Source organism: Bacillus sp. AR13-1 (assembly GCF_008042285.1).
In the GTDB taxonomy this organism is placed as follows: domain Bacteria; phylum Bacillota; class Bacilli; order Bacillales; family Bacillaceae_G; genus Bacillus_A; species Bacillus_A mycoides.
The window spans coordinates 81,960-99,842 of sequence record NZ_QNUA01000036.1 but is presented as its reverse complement, the minus strand read 5'-3'; the positions used below and the strand labels follow the sequence as shown (position 1 = coordinate 99,842).

Below are 17,883 nucleotides of genomic sequence, written 5' to 3'. Positions count from 1 at the left end.
TTCCACAACTTCTTCTGCTTCCTTAGCTTCTTCTTCAAAAGCATCTGGTATTTCTATAGTAATTGTTTCTTCAAGCTTTTCATCTGCTTTTACAATCACTACATCTTCTAAGGTTTCTTCTTCGACTTGATTTGCTGCAACTGCAGCAACAGTTTCTTCTATTTCTGTATTACATTCATTTTCTTCTGTTAATATCGAATACACATGCTCTACTTTAGAATCTATTGACTCTTCTTGTAAAGTTTCTTCGTTATCTTCTGTAGATGATAACGCCACTACATCTTGCTCCTGCTTCAAGGCTTGTACAATTGTAGCCTCTTTTTCCACATGCTGTCCTACTGTTTTATGAAGCAAATCATCACTTAGGCTTTCTTCTAACGAAGGGGCTTGACGTTCAACTTCGTAACCGTTTTTCTCTAACCATGTATCCACAACCGATTTTTCTTCTACTTTATTACTTCGTTCGTTCACTCCGTTCTTAACAGATGAACTTCCTTGTAGAACTCCCGAAAAGTCAGATAATGTATATCCCTTTTTCTCTAACCATGCGTCAACAACAGCTTTTCCTTCAACAGATATTTCAAGATCTTCTCTTACCTTTTCTTCCTCCTGCACAACCTTCGTTTCTACTGAAGGACGGTTATATCCATAAATCGGAGAAATCATTTCTGTTGGACGAAATGGTCTACGGTTACTTTCTTGCGACGGTACGAATGCTTTTTTTACGACAGGCTCTGGTTCATATTGCAATTCCGGTTCCTCATATGTAGGTGCTTCTGTTTCCACATACGGTCGTCTGCTTCTTTCCACTTTTATTCCTCTTTGAGTAGGCTGTTCTTCATATGCTCCTCTTTGAATAGGTTGTTCTTCAAAGTTAGGCAGTTCTCTTACATCCTCCTCATCGAAGCCATTATCTGGTATTAATGGAAAACGACATTTCCCTGCATTCCGACTTGCCATTTGTGCTTCTCTTGCTTCAGTGTAGTGGTTTACACGAGGAATTTTCGGCTGACTTTCAATTTGTGCCGGTACTTCTTTATTCATCACTGTTTTTTCTTCCTCTTTGTTAAACAGCTTTTTCATCCAATCTAACATGTTTACCACTCTTTCTACTAAATAGTAACATCCTTTATTGTATCAGCATTCGGCAAAAAGTGCAGGTAAAATTAAGCATATTAGTTTTATCCATAATATTCTAATTCGCGATTGTTTTTCATATAGAAAAACGAGGTCTTACATGTAAGACCTCGTTTAATCTTTACCCTTCCGATATTCATCCACACTATCCGTTACACTTTGCAATAAAGAATTTACATACTGTGGGTCAGATAATTTTTTGTCTTCTTCAGGGTTTGACATAAATCCAAGTTCTAATAGTACTCCTGGAACTTTTGACCAATTAAATCCAGAAAGATCATCCCGAAATTTAATTCCATTTACTTTCACTTGATGATTCTCTCTCATTTTATTTACTATCGTTTGAGAGATTTGAAGACTTTCAGCATAAATCTCTTTCGTATACGGACTTCCTTCTGCCGGTGTCAATACAGCAAATCCACTTTGATTTGGATTTTCAGAACCATCTGCGTGAAGGCGCAAAAATAAATTCGCTTTATGATCATTCGCGAATGTTGCTCGTTCCTTATTACTTATATCAACCTCATGTGACGTTCTCGTCATCAATACTTGTATACCTTTTGCTTCCAGTTTTTCTTTCAATATAAAAGCCATCTCTAATACAAGAACTGATTCCCTCTTTTTCGTTACAACTCCCGCTGTTCCGTCTGTTACTTTATATTTTTGCGTAGTTGCTCCTGGACCAATTGCCTCTAAATTTAAATTCGCTTTTTGTTGATGCCCTGGATCAATAACGACGAGAAACTTTTCTTGTTTTTCATTACTCTCTACTTTTTGTTCATTATTTTGTACTGGTTGCTCAGTTGGCTGCAGCGGCGTAGTTTCCTCTTTCTTTTCCTCGGCCGGCACTTCCTCCTGCTTATGTTCCACTTGCTCATTCGTTTGAATTGCTTGCGGTTGTTTTTTCTTTTCTTGTTCTTCTTGCTGCTTTTCTACCGGTGCGTCTTCCTTATTATCTTTGTTTTTTTCTTGTATAGAAGATGTTGTTTCTTTTTTCGGCTCTTCTTGTGAACAACCTCCCATATATATTCCAATGACTGCAATAGCGCTCATTATTTTTATATACTTCATTTTTCTCTCCTATCACTTTGCACCGGTCTCAAAGTTTTTCTTATAATTGTTTTATAATTTCATCCATATTTCCAATATGAACGGGTTGCCACGTTTCTGTACCACGCTCTGCGGTATAGACTAGATAAGCATCATCAGCTACATTTACGAAAACAGGATCCCCCATATCCGTTTCATATCCGATAACAATCCATTCCTCTTTCCATTTTCCACTTTCTTCACTTATTAATGAATTTTTATGTTTATCATATCGATAACCGATTTGTCCTTTTTCTAATTCATTTTCGCTAAACACATATATTTCATAGGAACCTAGTTCGATATCTTGCTGTTTTGAAGTTTCAATTCGTTTCAGAAGTTCTGCAATTTTTGGTTGTTGTTTCATACGTCTACCCCCTTCTTTTTTCTAAATTTTACCTAATCCATTTTTGAAATACAATATAGATTTTGAGAGGAAACGTTACAATCCTAGAAATTTCGTACAAAAAAAAATAGCCTCACATATGCGAGACTACTTTTTCTAACATCAATTAAAATTTAAATTCTTGTCCAACTTCAAAGCTATCTTCTAATACAAGAATACCTTTTTCTTCTGGAGCATCTGGAAGCTCTAATTCACGTGCAGAGCAAATCATTCCAGAAGAAGGAACACCGCGAAGTTCAGCTGGTTTAATTAACATACCACTTGGCATTACAGCACCGATTTTTGCAACAACAACTTTTTGTCCTGCATCAACGTTTGGTGCACCACATACGATTTGTAATGTTTCTGTACCGATTTCTACTGTACAAATGTTTAATTTATCAGCATTTGGATGCTTCTCTTTTTCAGCTACATAGCCTACAACAAATTTCGGCGTGAAATCAGCTTCTACTTTTTCTTCAAAGCCATTCTTCGCTAAAATTCCGTTAATTTTTTCAACAAACTCTTTCGTTAATGTAACGTTTCCGTTGTCTGTTACTTCTACATAAGAAGACGCATTAAAGATGTTGAATCCTGCTGTTACGTTGCTTTCACGATCGTATACGCGAGCAACATCTCCTTTGCGGTCAAATGTACGGTTTTCTAAAGTAATATCTTGTAAGGTAACAATTAAAGTGTCACCAATTCCTTCAAGGTTGTAAAAAACGTTCACTTCGTTCATCCTTTCTCTTTTCCATCTGTCTTCTTCCGATTCTTCGCTAAAATAAAGATTGGTTCAAAGTCCCCATCTTCATATACGAATGAAAGTGATGTAATCGGAACATGCCCTTCGGCAAAAAATTTCATTGTCATTTGTGCAATAATATCATAACCGATTTCGTTGACGATATCAGCAATAATTAATACATCTTGGTGAGGAACTGCAACAACCATATCACCAGAGATCTTTTCACGCATCGAGTGTAGTAACGATTCGTTTAAAATACGACTCGCATCGTATCCATCATTTGTGTTTAAAAAGTAGAATGTATTACCTGCTACTGTCTCCTGCTTAAATTCATAGCCTAATGAGCGAGCATTAAATAATGCCATTTCACGTACTTGTTCCTCTGTAAGCTCTAATTTTTGCAATAAGCGCTCATCAATTAATCGATACGTTTTATTAGAATCTAGCGCATAGTAAATACGTGTTTCCGCCGTATGGTCCGTCATAATAAACGGATTTCCTTCTTCTGATTGTTTCGGGAAAGAAGTAGAGCGAATAACAGGTAAAATTTTCGCCGTGCTATTTTCTTCTTTATGCATTGCAATTAGCGCTTCTTGTACGTAATAAGCGACCTCTTCAATTGCTTTTTCTTTGTTCACTTCCCATTTTGCAACTACTCCTGGAAGTGATACGTTAATACCTTTTTTCGAGTCTGTTTGTTCAATACGAAGAACTTCTTTCTCGCTATCATAATGAAAGTCCCATTCTGGTCGAGATAATTTCTTCATTAACTCGTCTTTCATCTTTTTACTTGTCATTTTCATCTCTTTTTCCTCCCTTCCAAAAAAATAACCTCCCCCGCGAAGGTAGAGGTTGTTTTTACAATTCAATTGGCTAATTGTCTTATTTTAAACCTTCAATAAACTCTTCGATTTGCTCTTGTGTTTTACGATCTTTATTTACATAGCGTCCAGTTTCTTCACCTTTATTGTACGCTACAAAGCTTGGAATGCCAAATACGTCTACTTTCACGCATAAATCAATAAATTCATCACGATCTACATAGTAAAATGAGAAATCACTATACTTCTCTTCTACTTCTGGCATAAATGGATCAACGAAACGGCAATCTGGGCACCATTCTGCTGAGAACATGAAGACTACATTCTCTTCATTTTTTAATTCTTGGAATTGTTCCATGCTTTCTAATGATTTCATCTATATTTCCTCCTCTAACGAGTGCACTTTTTCACACTATAATCTTTTCTTTATACTACCATACATCGCGCATGGTGCAAGGTTTATGCTTGCTTTTCATCATACTTATATTGCCCAACAAGTAACTTAACAACGTGTACAAATAATTCCGTTCGGTCGACATAATCATCTGTAAAAATACCGATAGCACCTTCGTGACTACGAATATCTTTTCGCTCTACAAACTCTTCCATCACTTCACTTAGCTCTTTTCCTTCTTCAAGCGGTGCTAAAAAATCGTCTGGTAACTTAATACGCGCCCCGCCCGCAACAAATGTTTTACCTTCAATCGTCGCTAAAGCACCCCAGTTACACATAAATAACCCATGCTCCGTTTTCATAACGCCGCCTTCTAGCCCAATGCCGATATGAGCTGCACCTTCCTGCAATGCTCTCTTCGCTCTATTTACTGCTCCTTGCATCGTCTCTTCATCTGAAAATGGCTGATTTGCTACTCCTGATGGAACAGAAAGAGATGTAATTTCAGCATCTTCCCAAACCTTCTCCACAGCCCCAACCTTCGTCTTATTCTTCGATCCAACTACTACCTTCATTTCATTCACCTCTATATAATTTCATCATTCTATCCTAATACTAGCCTCGAACACCAAATCAGTCTTCATGACTGAGATTTATACCGTAGTGCGCCTGACCGCACACACGCATCTCTGTGTCATCTCTCCCACCTAAAAAAAGAAAAGGTTTTCCAAAAACAGCCTTCCTCTCTCTTCCTATCCGTAGTCTTAATACATCGCTCGAGCATCAACTAGGCACTGGCCGCTCCCATTCATCGCTGGGTCATCTATTCAACCTAAAAAAAGAAGGGTTTTTCACCCTTCCTCTTTACGCGTTATTCTTAATTGTCTCTAACGTCGTTTTGTCCGTTGCTCTCACAAGCTTCGTAATTAATTCCTTCGCTGCCGCATAATCATCAACATGTAAAATAGAAGCATGTGTATGAACGTAGCGTGCACAAACACCAATTACTGCTGATGGGATACCAGAGTTACTTGTATGCACACGGCCCGCATCTGTACCACCTTGTGAAATAAAGTATTGGTACGGAATGTTATGTGTTTCTGCTGTATCTAAAATGAATTCACGCATTCCTCTATGTGTTACCATTGTACGGTCATAAATACGAAGAAGAGCGCCTTTTCCTAATTGACCGAACTGCGTCTTATCACCAGATGCATCATTTGCTGGACTTGCATCAAGCGCATAGAAAATATCTGGTTGAATCATATTTGCAGCAGTTTGTGCTCCGCGAAGACCTACTTCTTCTTGTACAGTCGCACCAGAGTATAATGTGTTTGGTAATGTTTCATCTTTTAATTCCTTTAGCAATTCGATAGCAAGGCCACATCCATAGCGGTTGTCCCAAGCTTTCGCCATAATTTTCTTTTCATTTGCCATTGGCGTGAATGGGCAGATTGGAACGATTTGTTGCCCTGGCTTTATGCCAATTTCAATCGCATCTTCATAACTATCTGCACCTATATCAATTAACATATTTTTTATATCCATCGGTTTTGCACGTTGCGCATCACTTAATAAATGAGGAGGAATGGAACCAACAACCCCAATAACAGGACCATTCTTCGTCATAACTTGTACACGCTGAGCTAATAGTACTTGGCTCCACCAGCCACCTAACGTTTGAAAACGAAGCATCCCATTTTTCGTAATTTGCGTAACCATGAAACCTACTTCATCCATATGACCTGCTACAAGAACGCGCGGGCCAGTTTCGTCCCCTTTTTTCAGACCAAATACGCTACCTAAACCGTCTTGCACAATCTCATCAGCATATTTGCTTAATTCTTGCTTCATAAAACTGCGCACATCATGTTCAAAACCTGATGCACCTTGTAATTCTGTTAACGTACGAAATAATTGTAATGTCTCTTTATTCACGAAGTCCCCTTCTTTCAAACCTTAGTAGAATACCTCTTTTATTGTAACGAAATTTTCGAAATGTTTCTAGTTTCTTCTTTTTTAGTTGCATTTGCATTATAATTATTATTGGTACACTATTTTTATTTTACAGAATTGAGGTGAATATATGAGCTGGAAAGGTTTAGTCACAGGTCTTGGCGTTGGATTCGCAGCTGGTTATTTCGTTGCAAACAAAGTACAAGAACAATCCCATATTTCTTCAGAAAAAGCATTGAAAATGGTGAAACAAGCATTAAGTCATAAAGGTGAAATTACTGGCTCTTGGGTACATATGGTTCCAGAGGCATTTGAAAAATATGATGTCGCGTACGAAGTTTATCGCGGCGGTCTTACAACGATGTTAGATGAAATACAAGAACGATTTGAATTTTTAGTTGATGCTAAAACAGGTACTGTTTTAGAGGTTATAGCAGCATAAAAAGAGGTTTCCCATTAGGTGAACCTCTTTTTTTTTTAGAATTACCAACAAAAGCTGATAATAACAGCAATACATAATAAGTGGAGATTGTTCCAATAAATATTTTTGGACACCTTCCTCTTATTAATATTAAGCTTCTATATTTGTTTGTCTCTCTATTTTCTCCACTATATGCCCTTCCTCATTCCACTTTACTGCACGGTAATATGCATCATGATAAAAAGTAAACCACGCCTCTTTTTCAGCACCATACTTCATCCACTTTTGTTTATGTTCAATCGATGTCATTGGATAGTCATCGTATGCCATTACCCATAATACATTTTGATGTGCATGCGTCGGTAAAATGTCCGCTAAATGAAGCATCGTTTCACCCTGACTTTCAAGGACGACAACGGCATGTCCATCGCTATGACCACCCGTATGCACCATCTTTATTTCATCCGTAATTTCTATTTCTTTCCTGAACGTAACAATCTTATCAACGATTGGCTCCCAATTTTCCTTCCAATATGTATTACGCGATCTAACATTCGGATTTTTCATTTCATTCCATTCAGTCTCACTTACATAAATCGTTGCGTTCGGAAACGCCGGAACAAGGTGATTTCCCTCCCATTTTGTTAAACCAGATGCATGGTCAAAATGAAGATGCGTCATTAAGACGTAATGAATATCTTCAGTATGCAGTCCCAATTTTTCCAAAGATTCCTTAACTGATGATTCTTCTGTTACACCTTGATTTCGCTTCATTTTCTCATTCAATTTACCATTCCCTATCCCTGAATCAATAAGTATGTTTCCTTCTTTCGTTTGTAAGAGTAACGGATCTGTTCGTAAATAAATATGATTTGTATCATTATGTTTATATTTTCGTGACCAAAGTATTTTTGGCACAACTCCAAACATCGCGCCTCCATCTAAATGTGTATTCCCACCTTTTAGCCACGTCACTTTTATATTTCCAATTTGTAACTGTTCCATATCCCATCCCCCTTTTTCATTTAATTTTAACATAATATTCCGATTATTTTTCATATAAAAAACCTATGCATTACTGCATAGGCTCCGTACGATATTTTGCTTCCACTCGATAAATACGATGACCTTTACTAGAAAATTTCTCTTCGTATTCTGTCATAATGTTTCCTTCATAATCACTATTATGAAGATCTAGGCTAAGGTAAGTTAATAACATACCATACTCAGCCATACTCATAATAGAATATTCAAATAAACCTTGGTTATCAGTTTTGAAATGAATTTCTCCACCATCTACTAACACTTCTTCATAATTGCGTAAAAATGTTTTATACGTTAAACGACGCTTCGTATGACGATTCTTCGGCCATGGATCTGAGAAGTTTAAATAAACGCGGTCAATTTCACCTTTCGCAAAGAAAACTGTTAAATCTTCAGCATCTTTATTAATTAACTTTAAGTTCGGTACTTCTTCTTCAATTAATTTATCAAGTGCATCTACAACAACACTTGTGAATTTTTCAATTCCAATATAGTTAATATGCGGATTTGCTTTTGCCATATCATACATGAAGCGGCCACGTCCTGTACCTACTTCAATATGAATTGGCTGTTCATTTCCAAATATTTCTTTCCAGTTACCAGCGCTCTCCTCTGGGTTTCCAATTACGATATGTGAATACTCATTAATTCGATCCATTGCATAAGGCTTATGTCTTAAACGCATAGATGTCTCCCTCTCTTTACAAAACTATTTTAAAGGAAAAATTCCTTCTTTCTGTTTTAATCAATCTATCAAACAAAAAACCAAGTACGTACGAGCACTCGGTCCGTTTCTTTCAAGTATAAGATGTACCATTTTGATAAAAACTACATAAAGCATTAAACATTCCATGACGAAACAGCTTTTTCTCTTACATTTCTAGGGAGAGAAAAACACTCGAAAGGATGATCCGTTCATGCCAATTAATCAACAGCATCAATTAGAAGTGTTAAAAGATATTTTAATCAACCATCAAAGTGATTGCTGCGGGACAGTTTCTGAATGCGAGCAATTAGAGCGACTCATTCAATCGTTACTCGCAAACGATAGTATAAGTAGTGACACTAAAGTAATGCTAAACGATGTATATTCTTATAGTCAATCGGGTAAATCTTCCTCTAATTTGGACAACCATATTTCCAATAATCAAGAACAACTTACTCAGTGGATTGCTGGAATGGACAATTTTTCTTAAGTATTATTCTGAAGCAAGTAGTTGCTGTAAATATTGATGCCAATATTTAGCTTCTGCTTGCTGCTTTTTTGTTGTGTGCCATTGCATAGATAAAATCGTTTGTGCTATCACATACCATCTCATACGCCTAAGCAATGATTCATCTAGTTCAATCTCATAATATCCGAGCCACTCACTCCATTCATGGCGCGGAACATACCAATATAATAACATACCAAGATCTAAAGCTGGGTCAGCAATAACAGCCCCATCCCAATCAATTAAAAACAATTCATCTTCGTCCGACAATATCCAATTGTTATGGTTTACATCACAATGGCATACAACGAATTCATTGTACTCAATATCTTTTAATGACTCCGTTAAATATTGCAGGCCTTGCTGAATTGTTTCATCAACTCTTATATCTCCTCTTAAAACGAGCTGTAATTGTTGTAATAACTCTTGCGCATGAAGCGGCTGCTTTCCTAGCCTTTGAATCATCTGCACAAGCGCTTTAGAGGAGTGTATTTTCTTCAAAAGTTTCGCAACACGCTCTAGTTTCATATCCTCTGGCTCTAACTTCTGTCCCGGAAGCCATTTTTGAGCAGAAATTACATCACCGTTCGTTACCCTTCTTGTCCAAAGTAATTTTGGAACAATTCCTTCTGCTGACAATACCGCTAAAAAGGGCGATGTATTCCGCTTTAAAAATAACTTTTGTTGTCCGTTTTGCGCAATATATGCATCGCCCGTTACTCCACCAGCCGGTATAAGACTCCACTCTTTTCCTAATAATTGTTCCAACCATTCCATATTCATTACCCGTTAACAAATCCTTATCTTTTATAGTTATGAAAAGAAAAACCGCAACATTTCTACGCATGTTGTGGATTCATATATTTTACTGTATTTGAATGAAAAAACTTGGCATAAGCCGAAAACAGGATAAATCACCTGTTCTTCTAGTTTATTTTACAAAATCAATCATAGAATGACAACTTATGAAAATCGTCACCTTTGTCAATTCTACATTTATTACATTCTCATCGTCAAGTAGCGATTTGTCACATTATCGTCAATATATACGTGCTAATTGGAGCCAATTGAAGTTCCTTTCCTCTAAATGAAGAAATTGGCTCTATTTTCGCTTGCTTTTCGTTTACTAACACATGCCACGTTTCTTCTTTTGGAAGCTGCACCGTTTTAGCTTCTAAACCGCTATTAAATAAAACTACAATCTCTTTCCACGGTCCAAATAATTCTACATGCTCTAGGTGGTATGCCAGTACTTCTGTAGATGTTTGCAAAAAAGTCATATGCTTTTTTATAAGGTCCGCATTTTGTAATCGGAATGCCCCGTGCCCTTTGCGAATCGCAATTAACCCTTTTATATAGTTAACGGTCTCCATCTCTTTCTCTTTTTGATCCCAATCTAATTGATTAATTTCATCATTTGCATTATAGCTATTTTCGTTCCCTTGCTTCGTACGATAAAACTCTTGCCCCGCATGTAAGAAAGGAATCCCTTGTGAAAGAATAACCATTGCGGTTGCTAAACGATGACGCCTTTTCAAAATTTCTTCTGATTCTGGATTACTTTGCACTAGTTTATCCCACATCGTCATATTGTCATGACATTCTACATAGTTGATGCTTTGTACTGGCTCTAGGAACAATCCTGTTTCTTTCATACTTAAAAGGCTACCAGCTACTATATACTGCAAATGATTACAGTCTACATGCCCACCAAATGCAAAGCCACGTTTATTTATATTAAAAGTACTTCCTTTTATTCCATCACGAAATTGATCATTAAACTGTGCGATACATAGCATTTTATTCGCATTATTTAACGTCGCTTTCTCTTCAAGAGGAAGCGGTGTTTGCAAATCCCATCCTTCACCTAATAACAGCGCATCCTGCTTTATTTTTCGTACTTCTTTTTCTAATTCATTCATCGTTTCAACATCTAAAATTCCCATTAAATCAAATCGGAATCCATCAACATTGTATTCAGTAAGCCAATATAAAACAGATTCTATAATAAATTTCCTCATCATTTTCCGTTCAGATGCTATATCATTTCCAACTCCCGTCCCATTAGAAGGCATACCGTCTTCCCCATGACGAAAATAATATCCCGGGACAAGCTTCTCAAATGATGATAATTCTCTTTCATAAACATGATTATATACAACATCTATAATCACCCTGATGCCGTGATCATGAAATGTTTCAATTAGTTGTTTACACTCTACTATCCTGTTATATGGATCAGAAAGGTTTGTAACATAAAATCCTGTTGGTATATTGTAATATAACGGATTGTAGCCCCAATTATATGCGGAAGCAGGATTCACTTCATCTATACCACCAAAACAATGTAAAGGTAATAGTTCAACATGTGTAACGCCTAAATCTTTTATATAAGACAATCCTGTTAATGTCCCATTTCGCCCTACTGTCTCCTCTTCCATTAGCCCTTTATATGTCCCTTTCTTATTCACTCCACTGTTTGGGTGAATAGTAGCGTCACGAATATGCAGTTCATACAATATGGCATCTGTCATTGACTGTAATGGTGATAATTCTACTCGTTTTGTCACATTCGTTTTTTCCAAATCGATAACGACGCCGTATTTTCCATTTATCGTCGCAGACTTTGCATAAGGGTCAACCGCTTCGTTCCATATTAAATTAATACAAACAAGGAATGTATATCGTGCTCCATCATGATCACCTTGTAATGTATGAATCCACACTCCGTTTTCTTCTCTGTACATTTCATAATCAATATATTCTTTATCACTTTTATAAATCCGTACTTTCGCAAGCCTTGCAGTCGGAGCCCATACTTTAAATATTGTTTCTTCTTTTTTATACACAGCACCTAAGTCGGTACCTTCGTAATAATATTTTTCATCGAAAACTACTGTTCGAATCACAGCGCCTATTTGTAAATCTGTTTCTTCATTCCGTTCATCCCGTACTGTATAATACTTCCCCACATCTATCGGCTCTTCTATAAAGCATTCATACTTCGTTGCATCTGGAAGAGCAATAGTATGAACAATCGGTAACTCTTTCACATTGCTTCCTTCTTGTAAACGAAATGTCCGGCTTGTTCCATACGCATGCGGGAGCAAAATTGTAATTTTATTCATTTCATCTAAATAGGCATCAAATGGACGTTTTACTTTCAACATAAAAAATCACCATCATTCTCAAAATTAAAATAAAGTGAAACTTTAATCAATGGGAACGCTTTACTCCCACTGATTATTAGCCTTCACCAATTGGGCCTTTATGGGCAGTAGATCTCCCACCTAACTTCTTTGCTTCATCCTAATTTGGAGATGGGAGTCTTACTGCCCGCAAATAGGGGGGTGAAACGAGCTGTAAGTGATAAGGGTTTTCTTATCAGCGAAGCTCTATACAGTAACACATTATTCCCTATAGTATATTCACCTGTATAAAAAACGTTTTCATACATTCTATTTTTGTAGTTTTATTTCAGTAATCGATTTATACTTCGGCGTTTCCTTAACGTGAGATTCATACAAAGTAATCGTATCTGCTTGAAATGATGTTACAGGTAACTCTTTTACATTTGTCAGATCAAACACTTTTTCTCCTACCCATTTACGCGCAACAGTAATATGTGGATGATAAGGACGTGTATCTAGAGAGAAGCCATTTTCTTCACAAATTGTATGCACTTGCTTTTGTAAACTAAACAAATCTTGATTATCACTTATCCCCGCCCAAAATATACGCGGCTGGTCCACCTGTCCGAATGTAGAAAGTCCTTGTAACGTGAACGATAATTCCGTTTTTTCTGTAAATGTTTGTAATCCATTCTTTATTCCTTCTAACTGTTCCTCTGTCGCACTTCCTAAAAATGAAAGGGTAATATGATAGTCTTCTTCATGTACCCACGAGCGAAATGGTAATTCATCCTTCATTTCCTCTTTATAATTAGAAAGAATTTCTTTTATATGACGTGGTAAAGTTACTGCGACAAAATAATGCGGCACCATCTACATCGTCTCCTTTATGTTATTGTTGCTTTTCTTCCTTATCTCATTCAGCTAAAAAGAATCCGCCCTCTAAAGTAGAGAGCGGTCATTATTTAAATATCTTTTATTTCGCTAATTCATGAATTGCCTGAGCATAAATCGCTGTCGCTTTTAATAAATCTTCAATTTCAATGTACTCATCTTTTTGATGCGCAAGTTCTTCTTTTCCTGGGAATAACGGGCCAAATGCAACACCAGCTTTCAATGAACGAGCATAAGTACCACCGCCAATTGCTAACAATTCAGCTTTTTCACCAGTTTGTTCTTCATATACACGTTGCAAAGTACGAATTAACGTATGATCTTTGTCAACGTGATGCGGGCGAGAGTTAGAATAATCCGCTACTTCAAATCCATGAGTACCAACATATTCTTTTAACTTTGCAATTGTTTCTTCAAAGTTAGTTGTAACTGGATAGCGTACATTTAATCCTAAATTACCACCGTTTTCTTGCGAGTAAGACAGGCGACCAACATTCACTGTTAACGGCCCGCTAATATCGTCTTTATAAGAAATACCAGCTTTTTCTCCAATAATATCACCTGTAAATGTTTCTGTTACAAACGAGGCAAATGAAGCCCCTTTTCCATCAAGAGAAACTTTCGTTAAGAAGTTTACCAATAATAAACCTGCATTTTCTCCCTTTTCCGGAGTAGATCCGTGAGCTGAAATTCCTTTGATTTGCAACGTCACCGTCTTTCCTTCTACAATTGCTTTACCTATTTTTTTAGCAGTTTGTAAATACTCTTCATATGCTACTGTAAGTGTATTTACATCTTCTCCTGTAATAACTGCTTCTGCAAAATCAGGAACCATATTTAAACGACGACCTGACTCAAATGAAATAAGCTTAAATGTGCCTTCTTTCTCTTCCCCACCACTTTGCACAACTTGTATGTCAGAAATTCCTTTTTCCGCATTAATAATCGGAAAATCTGCATCCGGCGCAAAACCGATTGTTGGCATTTCTTCATTTTTAAAATAATGATCTACACACTTCCAATTACTTTCCTCATCTGTTCCTAAAATCATACGAACACGTTTTGAAAGAGGTAAGCCTAATTCTTTAACGATTTTCATCGCATAATAAGCTGCCATCGTCGGCCCTTTATCATCAATTGCACCGCGTGCAAAAATCTTCCCGTCGCGAATATCCGCACTATACGCAGGCGTTGTCCAGCCATCTCCTTCTGGTACAACATCAACGTGACAAAGAATACCTACTAATTCTTCTCCTTGTCCCATTTCAAGATGACCTGCATATCCTTCTAAATTTTTAGAACAGAAACCTTCTGCTTCTCCTTTATGTAACATGAAAGATAAGGCTTTTTCTACACCTTCACCAAATGGTGCGCCCTCTTTCGCAGATTCTTCTTCCCATACACTTTTAATTTGTAAAAAATTTTGTGTATCACGAATTAAATCATCTTTTCGTTTTGTAACTTCTTCTGTCCAATTAATCGTCGACATCACGCATCCATCCTTCACTATATTGTCTCTTTCATCATAGCAAACGAAAATCTCTTATGCCATACATGAAAAACTAATAACGGACAATTGTAATATTTCAGATATTTCTTATTAGTTTTTCTTTTATTTTTTTAAAAAAATTTGCAGGAATTTGGCGTTTTACGTAGAAATTTATGAGTTAGTTGACTGACCAGACATACAATGTCAACTACCAATATTTTTCTATATGAATATTTGTTAAACTTTTGTAAAATTTAAGTAAGTTAAAGCATGAATTTTATCATGTAGAGTACAATGGTAGTAACGACCTTCTTTCCTGAATGGGGTCAAAAAAACTAGTAGAGGAGCGGTTTTCTCTTGAAACCTACAACTACTCGTATGCTAACACGCATTAAATCGATTTATATGTACATCAATGAAAACGGTACGGTAACAACGAAAGACCTTGTAGATGAGTTCGGGATCACACCGCGAACAATACAACGTGATCTAAATGTGTTGCAGTTTAATGAACTCGTGTATAGCCCTTGCCGCGGCAAGTGGACAACGACAGGAAAGAAAGTGAGAATGACCTCATAATAAAAAATAATTGTATGTAAATAAATACATACCCCTTTCTAACTCATTAGAAAGGGGTCTTTTCTATGCTCTGAAATTGGCGTTACTTTTCGTTATCTACTTGATACGTCTTTAACATTTCTACTTCTTCATCTGTTAATTCACGATATTGCCCAAGTTCTAACTCTTCATCTAACATTAAAGGTCCCATCTCTGTTCTCTTTAAATAAACTACTTTTTTCCCTACCGCTTCAAACATACGCTTCACTTGATGGAATTTTCCTTCTGTAATAACGAGTTCAATCTCAGAAATATCATCACTTTTTAAAATTGTAAGTTCGCCTGGCTTCGTTTCATAGCCATCTTCTAAAATAACACCTTTAGCGAATTCTATTACATCCTCTTCCGTTACAACACCTGAAATGTGTGCATAATATTTTTTCGGCACATGCTTTTTCGGAGATAATAGTTGATGCGTTAACTTCCCATCATTTGTGATTAATAAGAAACCTTCTGTATCAATATCGAGCCTTCCAACAGGGAATGGATCGAAAATCGCATCTTCTAATTCTAATAAATCTATTACTGTTTCGTGGTTATCATCTTCTGTCGCTGAAATAACACCTTGTGGTTTATGCATCATTAAATAAACAAACTCTTTATATTCCACAACTTCACCGTGAATCATAACCTCTTGCTCTTCTACATTCACATGAAACTTCGCATCTTTCACTGGCGTTCCATCAATCTTCACAACGCCGTCTTTCAGTAATTTCTTTACTTCTTTTCTACTTCCGTGTCCCATATTCGCTAATAATTTATCTAATCTCATGTTCTTCACCTTCTTTATTTATCATAGAAAAGGGGACGTATTTACGCCCCTTTTGATTTCAACTTTATTTTGAATCTACTACCAAGTTTACGCTGGATTTTCTCTAAAGCTTCTCCGCCAAATACTCTTTCTAGTACTCCTGTGCGAATCGCTAACAATCCGTAAACAAGACCACCAATCCCTGCACAAATCGCAACTGTAATAAGAGCACCAATACGGCCATCAGGCGAAATCATGAAGGATAGAAGCCATTGTGATAGTTTTACAGCAATAACCATTACAAGTGTTAAGACTGCAATTTGGAATGTTCTCTTATATACAACACCAAATGAATAGTGTGCGTGTTTTTTAATTTGTCTATTCGTATACCATACGGAAGCTAAGAAGCCGACTGCAGTAGCCAAAATCGCCCCAACTGTACCGAAATAACGAATAAAGATTACGTTACATGCAAATTTCAAAATAACACCCATCACAAGCGCAACAATCGCATGTTTCTGCTGGTTAATCCCTTGCAGAATTGCTGCTGTTACTGTGAATAAAGCGAATAACAATGCAACTGGCGCATACCACATTAATACTTGTCCACCTAGTGGGTCTGAATCGTAGAAAGCAGTGTAAATCGGATATGCAAGTGTAGAAATACCGACAACTGCTGGCAATGTTAAAAACATATTCGCCTGGAATGTTTGTGTAATTTGTAATTTCAAATAACGGTATTGCTTTTCAGTAAACGACTTTGTAATCGCTGGCACGAGCGTTAAACTAAACGCTGTTGCAAGTGATACTGGAATCATAATTAATTTATGCGTCCACATCGTGAAAATACCGAGTGCTCGCTCTGCGATATCTCCTTGACCAATCGCCTGCATAATAGAGTTAAATGTCAATGTATCAATTTGTTGATATAAAGGAATTGTTAATCCAATTACAACGTAAGGGATTGCATATGCAAACAACTCTTTAAACAATTGAGCGGTACTTACCGTCGATTCTGGTACAGTTTGCTCAATTAAATATTGATCCAAATATTTTTTACGTTTTAACCAGTACCAAATTAATACGCCAAGTGCTCCAACTGCTGAAACGAACGCAGCGAATGTCGCAACCCCAACTGCCGTTGCTACTGTACCGCCAAGTACTTTAATAACGATGAAACTACCCGCTAATAAAAAGACGATACGAATAATTTGCTCAATAATTTGTGAAACCGTAGTCGGTCCCATCGATTGGTGGCCTTGGAAATAACCACGAATCAAACTTGCTGCCGGCACAACAATAAGCGCAAAACTTACGAGGCGAATAATCGTCGTAACTTCTTCTATCTTATTTTGTAAACTTTGTTTACCAAGCATTGCTTCTGCAAATAATGGTGCGGTCATGTACAGTACTAAGAAGGAAAGAACTCCTGTTACTATCATCATAACCATTCCCGAGCGGAACATTCTCCGGCTCGTTTTATAATCTCCAAGTGCATTATATTTGGAAACAAACTTAGAAACAGCAAGCGGCACTCCTGCCGTTGCGATACTTAAAAATATCGTATATGGAATGTATCCATATGTATAGAGCGTTCCGCCTTCTGTGCCTACTAATGCATGAAACGGAAAAACGTAAATCATGCCTAAGAACTTTACTAAAAATGTCCCTAACGTCACAATAAGCGTTCCGCGCAGAAATTTTGAATCGGACATACGAAAATCCTCCTACATCTACATAAAGTGAAACTATAATTAGTGGGAGACTCTCCTCCTACTAACCATTCAAGCA

Annotated in this window: 18 protein-coding genes and 1 pseudogene; 3 read left to right on the top strand and 16 right to left on the bottom strand. The window is 36.9% G+C overall.

The genetic code is table 11. The features are described from left to right. The 8 genes and pseudogenes from DN408_RS23555 to DN408_RS23520 form a co-directional block, all read right to left on the bottom strand. Positions 1-1,095: pseudogene (locus DN408_RS23555) on the bottom strand (DNA translocase FtsK); the annotation flags it as partial. 156 nt (positions 1,096-1,251) lie between these two features. Continuing rightward, entirely contained in the window at positions 1,252-2,208 is a 957-nt protein-coding gene (locus DN408_RS23550; protein WP_078177731.1) for an N-acetylmuramoyl-L-alanine amidase, read from the bottom strand. 40 nt (positions 2,209-2,248) lie between these two features. Further along, the gene (locus DN408_RS23545) at positions 2,249-2,593 is read right to left on the bottom strand and encodes a hypothetical protein (RefSeq protein WP_002015616.1); all 345 of its coding nucleotides are present in this window, start codon (positions 2,591-2,593) and stop codon (positions 2,249-2,251) included. 145 nt (positions 2,594-2,738) lie between these two features. Next, positions 2,739-3,353 (bottom strand): YtpR family tRNA-binding protein, encoded by a 615-nt coding sequence (gene ytpR / locus DN408_RS23540; protein ID WP_002089041.1) that lies wholly within the window; start codon positions 3,351-3,353, stop codon positions 2,739-2,741. Next, entirely contained in the window at positions 3,350-4,162 is an 813-nt protein-coding gene (locus tag DN408_RS23535; protein ID WP_002129459.1) for a DUF1444 domain-containing protein, read from the bottom strand. Before DN408_RS23535 ends, ytpR begins: the two co-directional genes overlap by 4 nt. 79 nt (positions 4,163-4,241) lie before the next feature. Further along, positions 4,242-4,556 carry a thioredoxin family protein gene (locus tag DN408_RS23530; protein ID WP_002015619.1) on the bottom strand — a complete coding sequence of 105 codons (315 nt, stop codon included), beginning with the start codon at positions 4,554-4,556 and terminating at the stop codon, positions 4,242-4,244. An 83-nt stretch (positions 4,557-4,639) separates the two neighbouring features. Next, positions 4,640-5,149: a DUF84 family protein gene (locus tag DN408_RS23525; protein WP_002089045.1), complete on the bottom strand. Its 510-nt coding sequence runs from the start codon at positions 5,147-5,149 to the stop codon at positions 4,640-4,642. A gap of 289 nt (positions 5,150-5,438) precedes the next feature. Continuing rightward, a complete protein-coding gene (locus tag DN408_RS23520) occupies positions 5,439-6,512 on the bottom strand; it encodes a M42 family metallopeptidase (protein WP_002167551.1) in 1,074 nt (357 codons plus the stop codon). Positions 6,513-6,660: 148 nt separating this feature from the next. Between DN408_RS23520 and DN408_RS23515 the strand changes: the two genes are divergently transcribed. Further along, positions 6,661-6,972: a PepSY domain-containing protein gene (locus DN408_RS23515; RefSeq protein ID WP_002015622.1), complete on the top strand. Its 312-nt coding sequence runs from the start codon at positions 6,661-6,663 to the stop codon at positions 6,970-6,972. A gap of 129 nt (positions 6,973-7,101) precedes the next feature. On the opposite strand, the gene DN408_RS23510 is transcribed toward DN408_RS23515, so the two are convergent. Both DN408_RS23510 and trmB read right to left on the bottom strand, forming a co-directional pair. Then, positions 7,102-7,956 (bottom strand): YtnP family quorum-quenching lactonase, encoded by an 855-nt coding sequence (locus DN408_RS23510; protein ID WP_041867984.1) that lies wholly within the window; start codon positions 7,954-7,956, stop codon positions 7,102-7,104. 70 nt (positions 7,957-8,026) lie between these two features. Next, complete coding sequence (gene trmB / locus DN408_RS23505) at positions 8,027-8,680, bottom strand: tRNA (guanosine(46)-N7)-methyltransferase TrmB (RefSeq protein WP_002015624.1); 654 nt, start codon at positions 8,678-8,680, stop codon at positions 8,027-8,029. 232 nt (positions 8,681-8,912) lie between these two features. On the opposite strand from trmB, the gene DN408_RS23500 reads away from it, so the two are divergent. Next, a complete protein-coding gene (locus DN408_RS23500) occupies positions 8,913-9,191 on the top strand; it encodes a YtzH-like family protein (protein WP_002015625.1) in 279 nt (92 codons plus the stop codon). A gap of 3 nt (positions 9,192-9,194) precedes the next feature. On the opposite strand, the gene DN408_RS23495 is transcribed toward DN408_RS23500, so the two are convergent. From DN408_RS23495 to pepV, 4 genes are all read right to left on the bottom strand, one after another. Next, positions 9,195-9,992, bottom strand: coding sequence for a phosphotransferase family protein (locus DN408_RS23495; RefSeq protein ID WP_002034382.1), 798 nt, complete (start codon positions 9,990-9,992; stop codon positions 9,195-9,197). Between the two features lie 245 nt (positions 9,993-10,237). Further along, on the bottom strand, positions 10,238-12,379 hold the full coding sequence (gene pulA, locus DN408_RS23490; RefSeq protein WP_002129461.1) for a type I pullulanase: 2,142 nt from the start codon (positions 12,377-12,379) through the stop codon (positions 10,238-10,240). A 288-nt stretch (positions 12,380-12,667) separates the two neighbouring features. Continuing rightward, positions 12,668-13,213 (bottom strand): RNA 2',3'-cyclic phosphodiesterase, encoded by a 546-nt coding sequence (thpR, locus tag DN408_RS23485; protein WP_078177734.1) that lies wholly within the window; start codon positions 13,211-13,213, stop codon positions 12,668-12,670. Positions 13,214-13,316: 103 nt separating this feature from the next. Then, positions 13,317-14,723: a dipeptidase PepV gene (gene pepV, locus DN408_RS23480; protein WP_003191892.1), complete on the bottom strand. Its 1,407-nt coding sequence runs from the start codon at positions 14,721-14,723 to the stop codon at positions 13,317-13,319. Positions 14,724-15,080: 357 nt separating this feature from the next. On the opposite strand from pepV, the gene DN408_RS23475 reads away from it, so the two are divergent. Further along, complete coding sequence (locus DN408_RS23475; RefSeq protein ID WP_000805512.1) at positions 15,081-15,302, top strand: DeoR family transcriptional regulator; 222 nt, start codon at positions 15,081-15,083, stop codon at positions 15,300-15,302. An 82-nt stretch (positions 15,303-15,384) separates the two neighbouring features. Here the strand turns inward: DN408_RS23475 and DN408_RS23470 are convergent, their stop codons facing one another. Then, positions 15,385-16,113, bottom strand: coding sequence for a pseudouridine synthase (locus DN408_RS23470; RefSeq protein WP_002034388.1), 729 nt, complete (start codon positions 16,111-16,113; stop codon positions 15,385-15,387). A gap of 41 nt (positions 16,114-16,154) precedes the next feature. Then, a complete protein-coding gene (locus DN408_RS23465) occupies positions 16,155-17,807 on the bottom strand; it encodes a putative polysaccharide biosynthesis protein (protein WP_002129465.1) in 1,653 nt (550 codons plus the stop codon). Positions 17,808-17,883: the final 76 nt, after the last annotated feature.